We start from the raw sequence: 15983 nt of genomic DNA, 5'->3' as shown, positions 1-15983 counted from the left end.
ATACGGAACTTCTGACACCTATGATGGATATTTTGCGTACTTGCTCTCGCTGCGGATAGGGCGTACAGGCACTCCCGCCGTCGTAACATGTGGCTAGACTTCAATTGACGATTGTGCGGAGCCGATGTCTTATGTGTATAAGGACGCATATTTGAGGTGCAGATGTCCTAAGGGAGCGATGGATGACGGTGAAGGCAGGCCCTTTTCGCGAAGCTGTAAAATTGATATACGGATATCTTACGGTATTAGCCATCACAAACTCCGTTCGGGAATTCGCCGTGATCAGAATCGCCGAACCGGATCATCCGCTTCCATTTACCACATCACCGGAAACATGGGTCGCCTTCGTTTTCTCGATAGTTCTAATATTGAGATTTTTTTTTGGGAACGTCGCGCACTTTAATAGCGATCAAGACAATGATCCCTTCGAAATCATATTCGACTCTATAGTAATACTGCATCAAGCTATACTTCTCGGATACGCAACATTTTTCATCGCTGATATTTCAAAATTTTTCCCTATTGTTATATTATTTTTTTATCCGACTTAATATGGTACATCATATCGTTATGTGCACTAAAAATTCGGAATAAGCCGTCCGACATTGATAGACGTGTAGGGCTGAGCCAGGTCGTGACTCTCATCACACTATTGGTGTATTACGCCTTGAATTTTGAGACTATAGGGTGGTCTGCTCAGTTGCTAATAACAGATTTCGATCCCAGTCTGATATCCGTAATTGTTAGTTTTGTAATAGTTAATACATTATCTGATTTATACAACAATGGAAAACGATATGTTAATTTTCGCGAGCCGAGATCCTGATCGTGCTTCCGTTACTTTTCTGGCTTGCGAACGAAGACGGTCGCCGACGACACGAACGGAGAACACGACAGGAAATAACAAGAGCTTTTTCCGATGCCTGGACCCTTTACAAGGGTCATGCAAAGACTCCCTTCCGAAATGGCCTTATTGATTTTCGCTCGGCGGCTACCAGGAATCATATTGCTGATAAGCTATTTCCCGCATTGCAACATGATGATGTACTAATTTACATCTACGCAAGTCATCTGCTGTGTGATAACAGCACTACCGCATCTATCCCGCTGGCCGATGGGAGCGTACTGGAGCTGAAGTCTCTAATAAAAAAAATCGACGCCGCATCAAAAGGTTGCTCCATAATTTTTATTGATCTGCCAGGCTCCGCAGCAGTCTTTAAAGAAATTTCCTTATCAAACTCGGTTCTCGTCTGTAGATCTGCAAGAGACTTTTTACGACCGACTTCAACTGGCAGCGACCCTCTGTCCAGCGCATTTGCAAAATACTTTGGTGCCGCTATCCGCCATATGCCACTTTTTTCATTTTCAGAGCTTCTTAGAGCAATAGAAGTCCGCGTAAACCGTTCGAGAAGGGAGGATAGGACCCTCTTTGATGTGCTGGGAAATACTCGATGCCTGGAGGAGCGTCTCTCGCCGTTTTTTCCGGAAGGGAGCCCAATATCCGGCGAGGAAATTGAAAATCTGCAATCAGAAAATTCTGGCTCTTTTGAAGATGGCCTTCAATCTATCTGGGGTGCGATTGATAAACCCGAACAAATTGACGATGCGGCTTCTCTTGTTGAACTCTTAAAAGTATCAAGCCGCTTTCCGATTGCAACACGATCAACACGTCTTCTTGGGAGAAAAAAGGAGAATTATTCTGTTATAAGTTCAAAGGACGTTCCGACTGCTCCGGAGAAGTACGTTAGGGCGCTTATTGACAGAATGATCTCTGTTCCAGCAGGCACCGCTGTCCTTGGATCGAATCCAGAAAGAGATGAATATGCGCTGTCTCAGGAAGTTCCAGAGCATACTGTTTCCCACAAAAGCTTTGCACTCTCCGCCTATCATATTACGGTTCGTGAATGGCTAATATTTCAACGCGCAACAAGTTATTCAGGGAGTTTCAACTTTTCCACTGAAGATCTAGATCACCCCAAAAGATACGTTAACTTTTTTGATGCGTGTCGTTTTGCTGATTGGGTCGATCGCGGCGCAAAGGTACACGGTCTAATCGAACCGGATAGTAAAATAATGTTGCCCTCAGAAGCGGAATGGGAGATCGCTGCACGTGGACGGCAGGGAAGGATCTACCCTTGGGGGAACGAGTTCCGTCCTCTCTGCAATTTCCGTGACAATTCAGGCGATAAAGTTTGTGCTGTCGGTAGCTTTAGTCCTGACGGAGACAGTCTATTTGGCTTCAAGGACATGGCCGGAAATGTTTGGGAGTGGACTCGTAGCCTTTGGGGAGAGTCAGGGCGCCGTCCCGAATTTTGCTATCCTTATAAGTGGAACGACGGGCGAGAGAATTTGCTTGCTCACTCAAAAGTAAGACGTGTTGTCCGAGGTGGTGCATACTACTATTTTGATTGGTGTCTGAGGTGCGCAACAAGAAACGTAATGTTTCCTCATACTCGACACTCCGGCGGCGGGTTTCGCCTATTGAAGTCGGAAGCGTCAGGTGCAGAGGTGGCTCCCATAGTTACATCCTAGATTTGGGTGCATTATTTTAAGTCGTCACATTGCAAAAACTGGATCTCTGTCTTAGCTTCCAAGAAGCGTGAGCGAGTATTTTACTAACATTTTATAGATAGTCGATGTGAGTGACCGCGGCCCCTCTTGGGGCCGCGCGGTGTGATGACCTCAGGCTGCGACGCGCCTTACGCCGCCACGCGATCACCGTCCGCATTCGCCTTGGACCCGACCACGTGGAAGATCAGCCGGTCGGTGCCGCCGGAGATCTTCACCGTCGACTCGTCCTTGACCTCGCCCATCAGGATCTTCTCGGCGAGCGGGTCCTGGACCTCGCGCTGGATGACGCGTTTGAGGGGCCGCGCGCCATAGGCGGGGTCGTAGCCCTTCTGGGCGAGCCATTCGCGGGCGCTGTCGTCGAGTTCGAGGGTGATCTTGCGATCCTCGAGCAGCTTTTCGAGACGGCCCATCTGGATCTTCACGATCGCCCCCATCTCCGAGCGATGCAGCCTGTGGAACAGGATGACGTCGTCGACGCGGTTGAGGAATTCCGGCCTGAACGAGGCCTTCACCACGTCCATCACGCGGTCTCGGGCCACGCTCGCATCCTCGTCCTCGCCGAGCGAGACCAGGAACTCGGAGCCGAGATTCGAGGTCATGATGATCAGCGTATTCCTAAAGTCGACCGTGCGTCCCTGCCCGTCCGTCAGCCGCCCGTCGTCGAGCACCTGCAGAAGGACGTTGAAGACGTCCGGATGCGCCTTCTCGATCTCGTCGAACAGCACGACCTGATAGGGCCGGCGCCGCACCGCTTCGGTGAGCGCGCCGCCCTCCTCGTAACCGACATAACCCGGAGGCGCGCCGATCAGCCTTGCGACCGAATGCTTCTCCATGAACTCCGACATGTCGAGTCGGACCATCGCCGCCTCGTCGTCGAAGAGGAAGCGGGCGAGCGCCTTGGTGAGCTCGGTCTTGCCGACGCCCGTCGGGCCCAAGAACATGAACGAGCCGATCGGCCGGTTCGGGTCCTGCAGGCCGGCACGCGCGCGCCGCACGGCCTTCGAGACAGCCTGCACCGCCTCGCCCTGACCGACGACGCGCTTGGCGAGCGCATCTTCCATGCGCAGAAGCTTGTCGCGTTCGCCTTCCAGCATCCGGTCGACCGGAATGCCGGTCCAGCGCGAAACCACCTGGGCGACATGGTCGGCCGTCACGGTCTCTTCGACCATCGCGCCGCCCTTGGCGCCGTCATTGGCCTCGGCCTCCTGCAGCGCCGCCTCGAGCTTGGGGATCTCGCCATAGGCGAGTTCGCCGGCCCGCTGGAATTCGCCGCGCCGCTGGGCGCTGGCGAGTTCGTTGCGGGCCTCGTCGAGCTGGCGCTTCAGGTCCGCGGCCTGGCCGAGCTTGGATTTCTCGGCCTGCCATGCCGCGGTGATCCGGTCGGATTCCTCCTCCAGATTGGCGAGATCGGCTTCGAGCCGTTCCAGCCGGTCCTTCGAAGCGTCGTCGCTCTCCTTCTTCAAAGCCTCGCGCTCGATCTTGAGCTGCATGATCTTGCGATCCAGCTCGTCCAGCGCCTCGGGCTTGGAATCCACCTGCATGCGCAGGCGCGCCGCGCCCTCGTCCACGAGGTCGATCGCCTTGTCCGGCAAAAACCGGTCGGTGATGTAGCGGTTCGAGAGCTGCGCCGCCGCCACGAGCGCGGAGTCCGATATCCGCACCTGGTGGTGCTGCTCGTATTTCTCCTTCAGCCCGCGCAGGATCGAGATCGTGTCCTCGACCGTCGGCTCGGAGACGAAAACCGGCTGGAAACGCCGGGCGAGCGCCGCGTCCTTCTCGACATGCTTGCGATACTCGTCGAGGGTCGTCGCACCGATACAGTGGAGCTCGCCCCGCGCCAAGGCAGGCTTGAGCAGGTTGGAGGCGTCCATCGCGCCATCCGCCTTGCCCGCCCCGACCAGCGTATGCATCTCGTCGATGAACAGAATGACGCCACCGGCCGCCGCCGAGATCTCGGACAGGACCGCCTTCAGTCGCTCCTCGAACTCGCCGCGATATTTCGCGCCGGCGATCAGCGCGCCCATGTCGAGCGCCATGAGTTGCTTGTCGCGCAGGGACTCCGGCACGTCGCCATTGACGATCCTCAGCGCCAGCCCTTCAGCGATCGCCGTCTTGCCGACGCCGGGCTCGCCGATCAGCACCGGGTTGTTCTTGGTGCGCCGGGAGAGAACCTGCACGGTGCGGCGGATCTCGTCGTCGCGACCAATCACCGGGTCCAGCTTGCCTTCGCGCGCCGCCGCCGTCAGGTCGCGGGCATATTTCTTGAGCGCGTCATAACCGGATTCGGCCGAGGCCGTGTCGGCGGTGCGGCCCTTGCGTAGATCGTTGATCGCATCGTTCAGGCCGTTCGGCGTCACGCCGGCCTTCTTCAGCATGTCGGCGGTCTTGGCGCTCTTTTCGATGGCAAGCGCCAGCAGCAGCCGCTCGACGCTGACATAACTGTCGCCGGCCTTCTTGGCGATTTCCTCGGCCGTTGCGAACACCTTCATCAGCGGCTGCGCCATATAGAGCTGGCCGCCGCCGGAAACCTTCGGCATCGCCTTCAGGGCCGCTTCGACGGCAAGGCGCACTTCCTGCGGCCGTCCGCCGGCCTTCTCGATCAGGCCCGCGGCCAAGCCTTCCTCGTCATCGATCAGGACTTTGAGGATATGCTCCGGCGAAAATTGCTGGTGGTCGCTGGAAACGGCCGCGGTCTGCGCCGCCTGGATGAAGCCGCGCACGCGTTCGGTATATTTTTCGAGATTCATCGCTCTCAATCTCCTTTCATACGCGACGCCCTTCCGGAGGCACATCACGCTCTTCCTGGAGTCCGGCTCCCGCATTCGGCAAGCCGCCCAGACAGGATATGGGATCGAATTGCGCGCGGCGGAAGAGGCCCAAAGCAGATATTGTTGCAAAAATGTTACGCCCTTGAATCCACAGAACCCCGTACCGCCAAACGGCCGCCGATCTTCACAGAACGGCGTTCAGATCCTCGCGCAGGCGGTCGGCTTCGCTCATCCCGAGGGCCTTCTCGATCTCGGCCTGCGTCCATTCCCACAGGGGCACCGCATCGACCAGCAAATCGCGCCCTGCCTCGGTCAGCGCCAGGCGCCGGGCACGCTTGTCCTCCGGGTCGGGCTCCACCGTCACCAGCCCGCGCCGCTCCAGCGGCTTGAGGTTCGCCGTCAGCGTCGTGCGGTCCATGCCGAGGAGCGTCGCCACGGATCCGAGCGTCGGCGGCGCCGGCCGGTTGAGCGACATCAGAAGCGAAAACTGGCCGGATTTCAGGTCCAGCGGCCGGAACGCCTCGTCAAAGCGCCGGGCGATGGCGCGGGCAGCGCGCTGGGCATGCAGGCAGAGACAATGATCGCGAACACGGAGCGTCGTTTCGTAGGGAATTTTCGGCGACGAATCGGCATTTGACATGGACTAATTATGTTGATATCAACGTTTCAAGTCAAGGGAGGCCCCTCATGCGCGATGCCCGGATTGTCGTGTTTGCCTATGATTGGGTGCCGAATTTCGCGCAGGGTCACGTTCGCGACCTCCGGGTGCGCTGGGCGCTGGAGGAAGCCGGCCTGCCTTACGAGACCCAACTCGTCACCCATGAGGAGAAAATCCAGGGCCCGCATCTCGCGCGGCAACCCTTCGGCCAGATCCCCGTCATGGAGATGGACGGCGAGACCATGTTCGAGTCCGGTGCCATCGTCTGGACGATCGCCGAGGCGAGCGAAACGCTCCTGCCGAAAGACCTGACTGCCCGCCGGCGGGTGATGTCCTGGTTCTTCGCCGCTCTGAACAGCGTCGAGCCGCCTTTCATGACGCTCGCCTGGCTCGAACTCTTCGCAAGGGACAAGGAAGCCGCTGCACGGCTCAAGCCGGAGACGATCGAGCGCTTCGAAAAGCGCCTTGAACGTCTCGACGCCGCGCTCGGCGAAGCCGACTATCTGGTGGGCGATTTCTCCGCCGCCGATCTCATGACGGCGGCTGTCCTCCGGCCGGCCCACGACACAGGCCTCTTCGAACGCTTTCCAAGGCTCGCGCGATACATTGCGCGCTGCGAATGCCGGCCAGGCTTTCAAAAGGCGCTCGCCGATCAGCTTGAGCCATTCCAGGAAAACGCGGAGCGCTATGGGAGCGCGGCATAAACTCGGCGACAATCGCAGCGCCGGGACCGTTTCGGGCCAGAACCGCAAACGCACCGCATGTGGCTGAAGGGCCGGAGATCGAGCGATCTGCGCGCTCTCGAACAGGGATCAGACAGCATGCGAAAGATCACGGCCGGATTGTTCCAGTCCCTGGACGGCGTCGTCCAGGCGCCAGGCGGACCGAATGAAGACGAGAGCGGCGGCTTTGCCTTTGGCGGCTGGGTCGTGCCGTTTTTCAGCGAGACCACCGGCGCCTTCATCGACGCGATCTTCACGCCACCCTTCGATCTGCTGCTCGGCCGCAAGACCTACGACATCTTCGCCAGCCACTGGCCGAAGATCTCCGGCGACGCGTTCGCAGACTCCTTTAACGCGGCAGCCAAATACGTGATGACCACGTCCGACGCACCGCTCGAATGGGAGAATTCCTACAAGTTCGCCGATTTCGATGCGATCGCGGCGCTGAAGCAAACTGACGGCCCCGATCTCGTCGTGCAAGGCTCCAGCACACTCTACCCCGGCCTCATGGAAGCCGGCCTGATCGATCGGCTGTACCTGATTACCTTCCCGATCATCCTGGGGACGGGCAAGCGCGCGCTTCCGGGCACGGCGCCCGCAGCCTTCCGGATGATCGATCACCGGGTCTCCGATAACGGCGTCACCATTGCCGTCTTCGAGCCTTCGGGCGAGGTCGGGACCGGCTCCTTTGCCCTTCCCGACGAAGGCTGAGCCTCGTCATGCTGCAGCTCTTTGCCCACCCGTTTTCGTCCTACTGCCAAAAGGTGCTGATCGCGCTGTACGAGAACGACACGCCCTTCACCTATCGCATGCTCTCGCCGGACGAGCCGTCGGCGATGGAGGAATTGCGGGCGATCTGGCCGATCGCCAAGTTTCCGATGCTGCTTGATCGCGACAAGCCGCTGATGGAGGCCTCAGTCATCATCGAGCATCTGGATCGCCACCATCCGGGGCCCGTCCGCTTCCTGCCGGCAGATCCCGATCTCGCCCTCGACGTGCGCTTTTGGGATCGCTTCTTCGACAACTACATCGCGACTCCCCAGCAGAAGTTTGTCGAGGATGCCCTGCGGCCTGAGAGGGAGCGCGACCCGCTCGGCGTCGAGCGTGCCCGCGCGCTACTGGATCTGGCCTATGCCCATCTCGACCGGCGCATGCGGGGCCGCGAATGGGTGGCGGGAGACGATTTCTCGCTCGCCGACTGCTCGGCCGGCCCGCAGCTCTTCTATGCCGACTGGACGCACGCCCTCGGCGACCGCTTCCCGGCCGTCTCCGCCTATCGCGAACGCCTCAATCGCCGGCCGGCTTTCGCCCGATGCATCGAGGAAGCACGGCCCTATCGCACGTATTTCCCGCTCGGCGCCCCTGACAGGGACTGAACGGCTCCTGCAAATACCCCTCATAGGAGGAACGACGCATGGCTTACTTTCATGGCTTTGTCATACCTGTGCCCACTGCAAACCGCGCGGCCTTCATCGAACATTCGACGAAAACGACGGCTCTAATGAGGGAGTTCGGCGCCTCGCGGGTGGTGGATGCCTGGGGCGACGACGTGCCCGACGGCAAGATCAACGACTTCAAGATGGCGGTTCAGGCGACGGCGGCGGAGACCGTCTGCTTCGGCTGGATGGAATATTCCGACAGAGCGGCATGCGACGCGGCGGTTCAGAAGATCATGACCGATCCGCGCATGCAGGCGATCGGCGACATGCCGTTTGATGGCAAGCGCATGATCTTCGGCAGTTTCGAGCCTTTGCTGGATGAGAGCATAGCGGGCGCTTCCACCTATGTGGACGGCTTCATCATCCCCGTCCCGAACGACAAACGCGAGGCCTATCGGGAGATGGCGATCAAGAGTTGGCCGATCTTCCGCGATCATGGGGCGATCCGTCAGGTGGAGACCTGGGGCGCGGATGTCCCTCATGGCGAGGTCACCGATTTCTGGCGCGCTGCGCATGCAAAGGACGACGAAGGCGTCGTCTTCGCCTTTCTCGAGTGGCCCGACAAGGCGAGCCGCGACAGGGGCATGAAAGGCTTCATGGAAGACGATCGCGTGAAGGCGATGCCCCAGGAGATGCCCTTCGATGGCAAACGCATGATTTTCGGAGGATTTGCCATCCTTCCGACCGCACCGGGCGTGTGAATACCACCTCATCCCTCAAACCCAGGAGGCCGAACATGGCCCATCCGCATGGCATGCCGATCTGGTACGAACTCCTGACCACCGATCAGGATGCGGCCCAGGAGTTCTACGCCAAGGTGGTCGGCTGGACGATCGCCAAGCCCGAGATGGGCCCGCCCGGCATCGACTACCGCATCTGCTCGGCCGGGGAGGCGATGGTCGGCGGCATCATGAAAATGCCCGACGGCGCGCCGATGCCGCCGCTCTGGGCGATCTACTTCGGCGTCAACAACGTGGATTCGGCGACCGAAAAGGCGACCGGCCTCGGGGCCGCGGTCCATATGCCGCCGATGGACATTCCCGAGGTCGGACGCTTTTCCTTCCTGGCCGATCCGCAAGGCTGCGTCTTCTATGTGATGCGCGCTCTCTCGGACGAACCGAGCCAGGCCTTCATGGATGGCATGAAGGCCCCTCCCGGCCATGTCGTCTGGAACGAGCTGACGACGCCCGATCAGGAGGCGGCGGTCGGCTTCTATAGCGATCTTCTCGGCCTGAAGCAGGACGGCGCCATGCCCATGGGCGATCTCGGCGACTACAAATTCTGGTTCGCGGGCGAGGAACGGATCGGCGCGGTGATGAAAACGCCGCCCGGCGGTGGGTCGGGCTGGCAGGTCTATTTCTCGGTCGACGACATCGACGCCGCCCACAAGCGGCTGCAAGCGGCCGGAGGGAAAGCGCTTTATGGCCCGAGCGAGATCCCCGGCGGGTCGTACACGATCGTCTGCCAGGATCCGCAAGGCGCCCGCTTCGGCCTCGTCGGCCCGCGCAGGAGCTGAGGAAACGGCGCATGGAGACGCTCGCGACCTGTCTCTGGTTTGACGGCAAAGCCGAGGAGGCGGCCGGATTCTATGTCGGCCTCTTTCCCGATTCCTCGATCGACACGATCACCCACTCGACGATCGACTATCCGGGAGGCAAGGAAGGCGACGTCCTCATCGTCGCCTTCACCCTCTTCGGCCGCCGCTTCCAGGCCCTGAACGGCGGCCCCTATCACGCCTTCAACGAGGCAATCTCGCTCTCGATCGCCTGCGAAACCCAAGCAGAGGTCGACCGCTACTGGACGAGCCTCTCCGCCCATCCGGAAAGCGAGCAATGCGGCTGGGCGAAGGACCGCTACGGCCTTTCCTGGCAAATCATCCCGACGATCCTGAACAAGCTCCTCGCCGATCCCGACCGCGAAAAAGCCAAGCGCGTGATGGCGGCAATGATCGAGATGAAGAAGATCGACATTGCCGCTATCGAGGCCGCCGCCGCAGGCTGACCGGCGAAGGACACGAAAAAGGGCGCCGCGATCGAGACGCGGCGCCCTTCTTCATTAACACGGCTCGGGCTGGTTCAGCCGTTCGAGGCCATGAGGAAATCGGGCATTTCGCCCTGGCCTTCGCCATCCTCGGAATCGTCGGTCTTCTTCTTGGTCGAGCGCGTGGCGCGCTTCTTCGCCGGCTTCGGCTTCTCCTCGCCGGTCTCCGCAGTTTCGTCGCTCTTCTTCCGGCGTCTCGTGCGGGGCGCAGCTTCCTTTTCGGAAGACTTGGCCTCTTCGCCAGTAGAATCCGCTTGCGCTTCGACGCTCTCTGCGGACGTCTCGCTTGCCTGCTCATCCATCTTGTCGCTCAGGCGCGGACGGCGGGTGCGCGTGCGGCGCTTGGCGCGGCTCGCGGTCTCTTCGACGGCCTCAGCAGCCGAAACGCCGACATTCTCTTCGTTGGCCGCCTCGCCCGTCGCTTGCGAAGCCTCGTCCTTGTCGGCACCGCGGCGCGACTTCGGCCGGTTGTCCTGCGAAGCGCCGTCCCGGGACCCACTGTCATCGCGGTCGGACTGGCCGACGACCGGCTGCGGCCCGGTGCCGGCCGGCTGCTGCCGGTCCTCGCGCCCGTCATGATCGCGGCCGTTGCGGTTGTCACGGTTATCGCGATTGTCACGGTCGCGACGCCGCTGATTGTCGTCGCGGTTTCGCTGACCGTCACCATCGCGCGAACGGCGCTCGTTCTGGTGATCGCGATAGCTGGTGTTGTTGTCGACGCTGTCGTCGTCGTCGTCATCGTCGTTCGAGCGCTGGTCGCGGTCGTCGCGCGGCTGCTGGAACTGCGCCTGCGCTGCGGCGATGATGCGGTTGTAGTGCTCGGCGTGCTGGAGATAGTTCTCGGCCATGACCCGATCGCCGGATGCGGCGGCATCGCGCGCCAGCATCGAATATTTCTCGGCCACATGCTGCGCCGAACCGCGAATCTTCACATCGGGGCCGTTCGACTCGTAATTGCGGGAAAGCGGATTCGGACCCTTGCGCCCACGACCGCGCATACGGTTCTTCTGTTGTCCTGGCCTCATGCTCTTCCTGTCTTGTTGTGGGCTGAAAATTCGATCTTCAGCAAAGGGAGCGCGCGAATTGCTCCTCTGATGCGGCCCTGGTCTTCAAGGACGGGCGGCGATCACGATGTTATAAAGTCGGTTTGTCTGGCGTTGCGATCCACCAGTCTAACGGACAGCCATTCGGCCATCTCGAGCATCCTTCGGCTGCGCCGTCTTAAGGATGTCCCCCTCGATTTCTCCGTACACTCTGGACAATAATGGGGAAACCCCGGCGCTACAAGCCTTTTCTCCCGATCATTCCGAAATCTCCCGGCCATGTTGCCGGTGTGTCGAAAGCTTCAGCCCCGCGCAGGCTAGCTCAGTGGGCGAAGTGGAGAACCCGGATGATCCCCGCGAGATCCGGCGTCTGAGCTTCCAGACGAAGCCCGCGATCGGCGAAGATCGCAGCAATCGCTGGCGCCTGACCCTGGCCGATTTCCAGTACGCAAGACCCGCCGCGCTTCAGGGCGTTCCCCGCACTGGCTGCGATTGCGCGATAGGCCTCGAGCCCGTCTGCGCCGCCGTCGAGCGCCAGCCGCGGATCGAAATTGCGCACGTCCGCGTCCAGATCTGCAATGTCGGCGGAGGGGATATAGGGCGGGTTCGACAGGATTATGTCGAGCGGACCGCCGATCGCTGCCAGATAGTCGCCCGCGACCGGGACCATGCGCGCCGCGACGCCTGCCGTGAGCGCGTTGCGCTGCGCCGTCGCGAGGGCGCCGGGCGACAGATCGATTGCCAGGGCACGGGCCTCGGGAAACATCGCGAGCAAGGAAATCGCGATTGCGCCCGTGCCGGTTCCGATGTCGGCGAGAAGGCAGGTGCCCTGCCGCGCGATCGTATCGGCGACGAGCGGCCTTGCCACTTCGACGAGGATTTCCGTATCCGGCCGCGGCTCCAGCGTTTCCGGGGAAAGCTGAAATTCATGGTCGTAGAAGCTGCGCCGCCCCAGAATTCGGTGAACCGGCTCGCCCGCGAGCCGGCGCGCGAGGAAACCCTCGAAGCGTCCCGCCGCCACCGGTTCGACGATCGTCCCACTGCCGCGATGGACCGCGCGGGGCTCCTCTCCGAGCACTTCGGCAAGGAGCAGCCTGGCATCCAGGTCCGGCGTGGCGAAGCCTGCCTCTCGAATTGCCCCGCTCGCATGGCGCAGGTACTCCCCCACTGTCAGGGCGCGCGGTTCTTCAGCTTGCATGGCGGCAAAACCCACCCCGTGCTCACCCGTCAGCACCAACTGCGGCGAGTTGGCGGGCCTGGCGATCAGCGACCAGCGCATCAACCAACTCGTCGATCTCCCCTTCGATCACCCGGTCGAGCTTGTAGAGCGTGAGATTGATCCGATGATCCGTCACGCGCCCCTGCGGAAAATTATAGGTCCGGATGCGCTCGGAGCGGTCGCCCGATCCCACCTGGTTCTTGCGCGCGGCGGAGCGTTCCTCGTCGGCCTTCTGACGCTCCATGTCGAAGAGGCGCGCCTTCAGGACCTGCATGGCGCGCGCGCGGTTCTGGTGCTGCGACTTTTCCGAGGAAGTCACGACGATTCCTGTCGGCAGGTGGGTCACGCGCACCGCCGAATCGGTGGTGTTCACGTGCTGGCCGCCCGCACCCGACGCGCGCATCGTGTCGATGCGGATGTCCTCGGGCCGGATGTCGATGTCGATGTCCTCGGCTTCGGGAAGAACCGCGACCGTCGCCGCCGAGGTGTGGATGCGGCCACCGGATTCGGTTTCGGGCACGCGCTGCACGCGATGCACGCCGGACTCGAATTTGAGGCGCGAGAAGACGCCCGACCCTTTGATCGAGGCGATCACTTCCTTGAAGCCGCCGACTTCGCCGTCGCTCGCCGACAGGACCTCGACCTTCCAGCGGTTGAGATCGGCATAGCGCTGATACATGCGGAACAGATCGCCAGCGAAGAGGCCCGCCTCCGAGCCGCCGGTGCCGGCGCGGATTTCGAGGATCGCGCCCTTCTCGTCGGCAGCGTCCTTCGGCAATAGCAGTAACCGGATGCGCTGGGTCAGTTCCTCGAGATTCTCCTTCAGGCTCTCGATCTCGACTTCTGCCAGGTCGCGGAGTTCACGGTCGGCGGAAGGGTCGTGCAGCAAAGCGCGCGAGCCTTTCAGTTCCTCCTCTGCCCGGCGATAGGCGCCGATCGCCTCGACCACCTCCTCGAGCGAGGAATACTCGGCCGCGAGCTTGGCATAGACTTCATGATCCGGCCCTTTCGCCATCTCGCTTTCGAGATAGGCGTAGCGTCCGAGAATTTCGTTCAATGTCGTGTTCGGCAGAGTCGCCATGTGTTCCGGTTCGAAAAGCGATTGGGATCATTGCGGCAGGAATCGGCCATCCCGGGCGACGAGTCGCGACGGTCGGAAGGCAGCCATGCCGGCACTAATATGGGATCGCGTGGCGCGTCGCAAAATCTCTCAGGAACGGTCCCACCGATCCGGCCCCCTCGCCGGAATCGAGAAGCGCCGTCAATTCCTCAGAAAGAGCCCCGACATCAAGGGCGACCAGCATGGCCTTGATCGGTCCGATCGAAGGCGGCGCCATCGAGATCCGGCGAAACCCGAGCCCGATCAGTGCCATGGCAGCCAGTGGCCGGCCGGCCATCTCGCCGCAGAGTGCAACCGGCACGTTGTGCCGTTCCCCGGCTCGCACCACGTCGCGCAGCGCCTTCAGGAAGGGCACGGAGAGGTCGTCGTAGCGATTTGCCACATTGGCGTTCCCGCGATCGACGGCGAAGAAGAACTGAAAGAGATCGTTGGAGCCGATCGAGACGAAGTCCAGCATCTCCATCAACGGATCGAGCTGATAGAGCAGCGCCGGGACCTCGATCATCGCTCCGATCTTGAGTCGGCTCGGCGTCTCGTAGCCGAAACGCGACAGCCGTTCGAGCTCACGCTGGATCAGATCTTTCGCCTGCCGGACCTCGGAAAGATCAGTGATCATCGGAAACATGATGCGGGTTTCGCGGCCTGCCGCCGCCTTGAGAAGTGCGCGAAGCTGGGTCCGCAAGAGGCCCGGCCGGTCGAGCGCCAACCGCATGGCGCGGTAGCCGAGCGCCGGATTCTCCTCCACCGTGTGGCCCAGATAGGGAAGGATCTTGTCGCCCCCGACATCGAGCGTGCGGAAGGTGACCGGCTTCTCGCCGGCAGCATCGAGCACCGCCGTGTAGAGCCGTTCCTGATCCCGGGCGCGCGGCATGGTGGAGGCCACCATGAACTGCAGTTCGGTGCGGAACAGGCCGATCCCCTCCGCGCCGGATTCGACAAGCTGTGGCAGATCGACGAGCAGGCCCGCATTCATCTGCAGGCTGATCGCCACATTGTCCCGCGATAGGCTCGGCACGTCGCGCAGCGAGCGATAGCGCTCCTTGCGCTCGGCGCGGAAGCGGAGCTTGTCGGCAAAGAGGTCGCGCACCTCCTGCGCCGGGCGCAGATGGACGTCGCCGCTCTCGCCGTCGACGATGATCGCGTCGCCGTTCTCGGCCATGGAAACGACGCCCTTGGCCTGGCCAGCGACGGGGATGCCCAGCGCGCGGGCGACAATCACCACATGGCTGGTCGCCGCGCCTTCCTCCAGAACAAGACCGCAGATCTGGCCACGGTGATAGTCGAGGAGCTCCGCCGCGCCCATATTGCGCGCGACGACCACCGCGTCTTCCACGTCCTGACCGATGCCCTCCTGACCAATGAGCTGGCGCAGGAGCCGATTGGCGAGGTCGTCGAAATCGTGCAGCCGCTCGCGGATATAGGGATCGGACAGGTGCATCATGCGCGCGCGCATGTCCGACTGCACCTTTTCCACGGCTGCCTCGGCGGTCAGGCCGTTGCGCACCGCCTCTTCGAGCCGGCGCACCCAGCCGCGATCCTGGGCGAACTTTCGGTAGGTCTCGAGCACGGCGCGATGCTCGCCCTCGTCGGCGACTTCGCGGCGCGCGAGCATATCCTCGATCGAGGCCCGCAGGATGGTCAGGGCCTGGCCGAGACGGGAGACCTCGGTCTCGGGGTCCTCGTTGAACAGGCTGGAGACGACGACCCGCGGCTCGTGCAGGATGACCCGGCCGATGCCGATGCCGTCCGAAAGCGGCGTGCCATTGTAGCTGACGGGACGGGTCAGATCGAGAGTGACCCCCGGCCGAGACGACCCTTCGAGCCCGCCGGCGGCGATCATTTCGGCGATCACCATGGCGACGGTCTCGAGCGCCTCCGATTCCTCCTCGGGATAGATGCGACCCGCGGCCTTGTTCTGCACGACGAGGACGCCGAGTGTCCGTCCGGCCCGCAGCACCGGCACGCCAAGGAAGGTGTTGTAGACCTCCTCGCCGGTCTCCGGGAGATAGGTGAAGGCCGGATGATTGCGCGCCTCGGAAAGATTGAGGGAGCGCGCGGTCGCGGCGATCGTGCCGACCAGACCCTCGCCCAGCCGCAGTTGCGCCAGGTGCACCGAACCCGGGTTCAGACCCTCAGTGGCATAGAGCTCAAGCACCCCGTCGGCGCGCAGCACATAAAGTGAGCAGACCTCGGTCTCCATGTGCTTGGCGATCAGCTTGACGATCTGGTCGAGACGCGCCTGCGCCTCCAGGGGCTCGATCATGAGCTCCCGGATACGGCGCATCAGAACGCGCGGACCTGAGGTATCGCTCCTGTTCAACGCTGCCATCCGTCTTCCGCCGAAAGCCCCGATCGCGTCGAGCCCCATCACCATTTGATCACAAAAATCGCATGAGACCCAAC

The 15983-nt window shown here is 61.4% G+C and carries 13 protein-coding genes; 7 read left to right on the top strand and 6 right to left on the bottom strand.

The features are described 5' to 3' along the window. The first annotated feature begins 828 nt into the window (after positions 1–828). Positions 829–2532 (top strand): formylglycine-generating enzyme family protein, encoded by a 1704-nt coding sequence (locus MF134_RS24065; protein ID WP_255340330.1) that lies wholly within the window; start codon positions 829–831, stop codon positions 2530–2532. Between the two features lie 167 nt (positions 2533–2699). Here the strand turns inward: MF134_RS24065 and clpB are convergent, their stop codons facing one another. Together clpB and MF134_RS15315 are read right to left on the bottom strand one after the other, a co-directional pair. After that, positions 2700–5318, bottom strand: a complete 2619-nt coding sequence (clpB, locus tag MF134_RS15320) for an ATP-dependent chaperone ClpB (protein WP_255340329.1) — start codon at positions 5316–5318, stop codon at positions 2700–2702. A gap of 205 nt (positions 5319–5523) precedes the next feature. Continuing rightward, entirely contained in the window at positions 5524–5979 is a 456-nt protein-coding gene (locus MF134_RS15315) for a MarR family winged helix-turn-helix transcriptional regulator (RefSeq protein WP_255340328.1), read from the bottom strand. Positions 5980–6026: 47 nt separating this feature from the next. Here MF134_RS15315 and MF134_RS15310 point away from each other — a divergent pair, with 47 nt between their 5' ends. From MF134_RS15310 to MF134_RS15285, 6 genes are all read left to right on the top strand, one after another. Next, complete coding sequence (locus MF134_RS15310) at positions 6027–6701, top strand: glutathione S-transferase family protein (protein WP_255340327.1); 675 nt, start codon at positions 6027–6029, stop codon at positions 6699–6701. A gap of 117 nt (positions 6702–6818) precedes the next feature. Continuing rightward, positions 6819–7430, top strand: a complete 612-nt coding sequence (locus tag MF134_RS15305; RefSeq protein WP_255340326.1) for a dihydrofolate reductase family protein — start codon at positions 6819–6821, stop codon at positions 7428–7430. An 8-nt stretch (positions 7431–7438) separates the two neighbouring features. Beyond that, positions 7439–8095, top strand: coding sequence for a glutathione S-transferase family protein (locus tag MF134_RS15300; protein WP_255340325.1), 657 nt, complete (start codon positions 7439–7441; stop codon positions 8093–8095). 38 nt (positions 8096–8133) lie between these two features. Beyond that, on the top strand, positions 8134–8859 hold the full coding sequence (locus MF134_RS15295) for a DUF1428 domain-containing protein (RefSeq protein WP_255340324.1): 726 nt from the start codon (positions 8134–8136) through the stop codon (positions 8857–8859). Between the two features lie 35 nt (positions 8860–8894). Continuing rightward, positions 8895–9674, top strand: coding sequence for a VOC family protein (locus tag MF134_RS15290; protein WP_255340323.1), 780 nt, complete (start codon positions 8895–8897; stop codon positions 9672–9674). Positions 9675–9685: 11 nt separating this feature from the next. Beyond that, a complete protein-coding gene (locus MF134_RS15285; RefSeq protein ID WP_255340322.1) occupies positions 9686–10159 on the top strand; it encodes a VOC family protein in 474 nt (157 codons plus the stop codon). Between the two features lie 74 nt (positions 10160–10233). Here the strand turns inward: MF134_RS15285 and MF134_RS15280 are convergent, their stop codons facing one another. From MF134_RS15280 to ptsP, 4 genes are all read right to left on the bottom strand, one after another. Next, complete coding sequence (locus MF134_RS15280; RefSeq protein ID WP_255340321.1) at positions 10234–11196, bottom strand: DUF4167 domain-containing protein; 963 nt, start codon at positions 11194–11196, stop codon at positions 10234–10236. A gap of 367 nt (positions 11197–11563) precedes the next feature. Next, positions 11564–12520, bottom strand: coding sequence for a peptide chain release factor N(5)-glutamine methyltransferase (gene prmC / locus MF134_RS15275; RefSeq protein ID WP_255340320.1), 957 nt, complete (start codon positions 12518–12520; stop codon positions 11564–11566). Beyond that, complete coding sequence (gene prfA, locus MF134_RS15270) at positions 12462–13541, bottom strand: peptide chain release factor 1 (RefSeq protein ID WP_255340319.1); 1080 nt, start codon at positions 13539–13541, stop codon at positions 12462–12464. The genes prmC and prfA overlap by 59 nt, the downstream gene beginning before the upstream one ends. A 94-nt stretch (positions 13542–13635) precedes the next feature. Further along, the gene (ptsP, locus tag MF134_RS15265; RefSeq protein ID WP_369695429.1) at positions 13636–15909 is read right to left on the bottom strand and encodes a phosphoenolpyruvate--protein phosphotransferase; all 2274 of its coding nucleotides are present in this window, start codon (positions 15907–15909) and stop codon (positions 13636–13638) included. Positions 15910–15983: the final 74 nt, after the last annotated feature.

It is taken from the genome of Jiella marina (assembly GCF_024359545.1).
Classification (GTDB): Bacteria; Pseudomonadota; Alphaproteobacteria; order Rhizobiales; family Rhizobiaceae; genus Jiella.
This window is presented reverse-complemented; position numbering and strand designations above follow the sequence as displayed.

Excerpts from the sequence above, each read along its gene's own strand:
- clpB (WP_255340329.1), bottom strand. The coding sequence starts at position 5,318 with ATGAATCTCGAAAAATATACCGAACGCGTGCGCGGCTTCATCCAGGCG.
- MF134_RS15315 (WP_255340328.1), bottom strand. The coding sequence starts at position 5,979 with ATGTCAAATGCCGATTCGTCGCCGAAAATTCCCTACGAAACGACGCTC.
- MF134_RS15310 (WP_255340327.1), top strand. The coding sequence starts at position 6,027 with ATGCGCGATGCCCGGATTGTCGTGTTTGCCTATGATTGGGTGCCGAAT.
- MF134_RS15305 (WP_255340326.1), top strand. The coding sequence starts at position 6,819 with ATGCGAAAGATCACGGCCGGATTGTTCCAGTCCCTGGACGGCGTCGTC.
- MF134_RS15300 (WP_255340325.1), top strand. The coding sequence starts at position 7,439 with ATGCTGCAGCTCTTTGCCCACCCGTTTTCGTCCTACTGCCAAAAGGTG.
- MF134_RS15295 (WP_255340324.1), top strand. The coding sequence starts at position 8,134 with ATGGCTTACTTTCATGGCTTTGTCATACCTGTGCCCACTGCAAACCGC.
- MF134_RS15290 (WP_255340323.1), top strand. The coding sequence starts at position 8,895 with ATGGCCCATCCGCATGGCATGCCGATCTGGTACGAACTCCTGACCACC.
- MF134_RS15285 (WP_255340322.1), top strand. The coding sequence starts at position 9,686 with ATGGAGACGCTCGCGACCTGTCTCTGGTTTGACGGCAAAGCCGAGGAG.
- MF134_RS15280 (WP_255340321.1), bottom strand. The coding sequence starts at position 11,196 with ATGCGCGGTCGTGGGCGCAAGGGTCCGAATCCGCTTTCCCGCAATTAC.
- prmC (WP_255340320.1), bottom strand. The coding sequence starts at position 12,520 with ATGCGCTGGTCGCTGATCGCCAGGCCCGCCAACTCGCCGCAGTTGGTG.
- prfA (WP_255340319.1), bottom strand. The coding sequence starts at position 13,541 with ATGGCGACTCTGCCGAACACGACATTGAACGAAATTCTCGGACGCTAC.
- ptsP (WP_369695429.1), bottom strand. The coding sequence starts at position 15,909 with ATGGCAGCGTTGAACAGGAGCGATACCTCAGGTCCGCGCGTTCTGATG.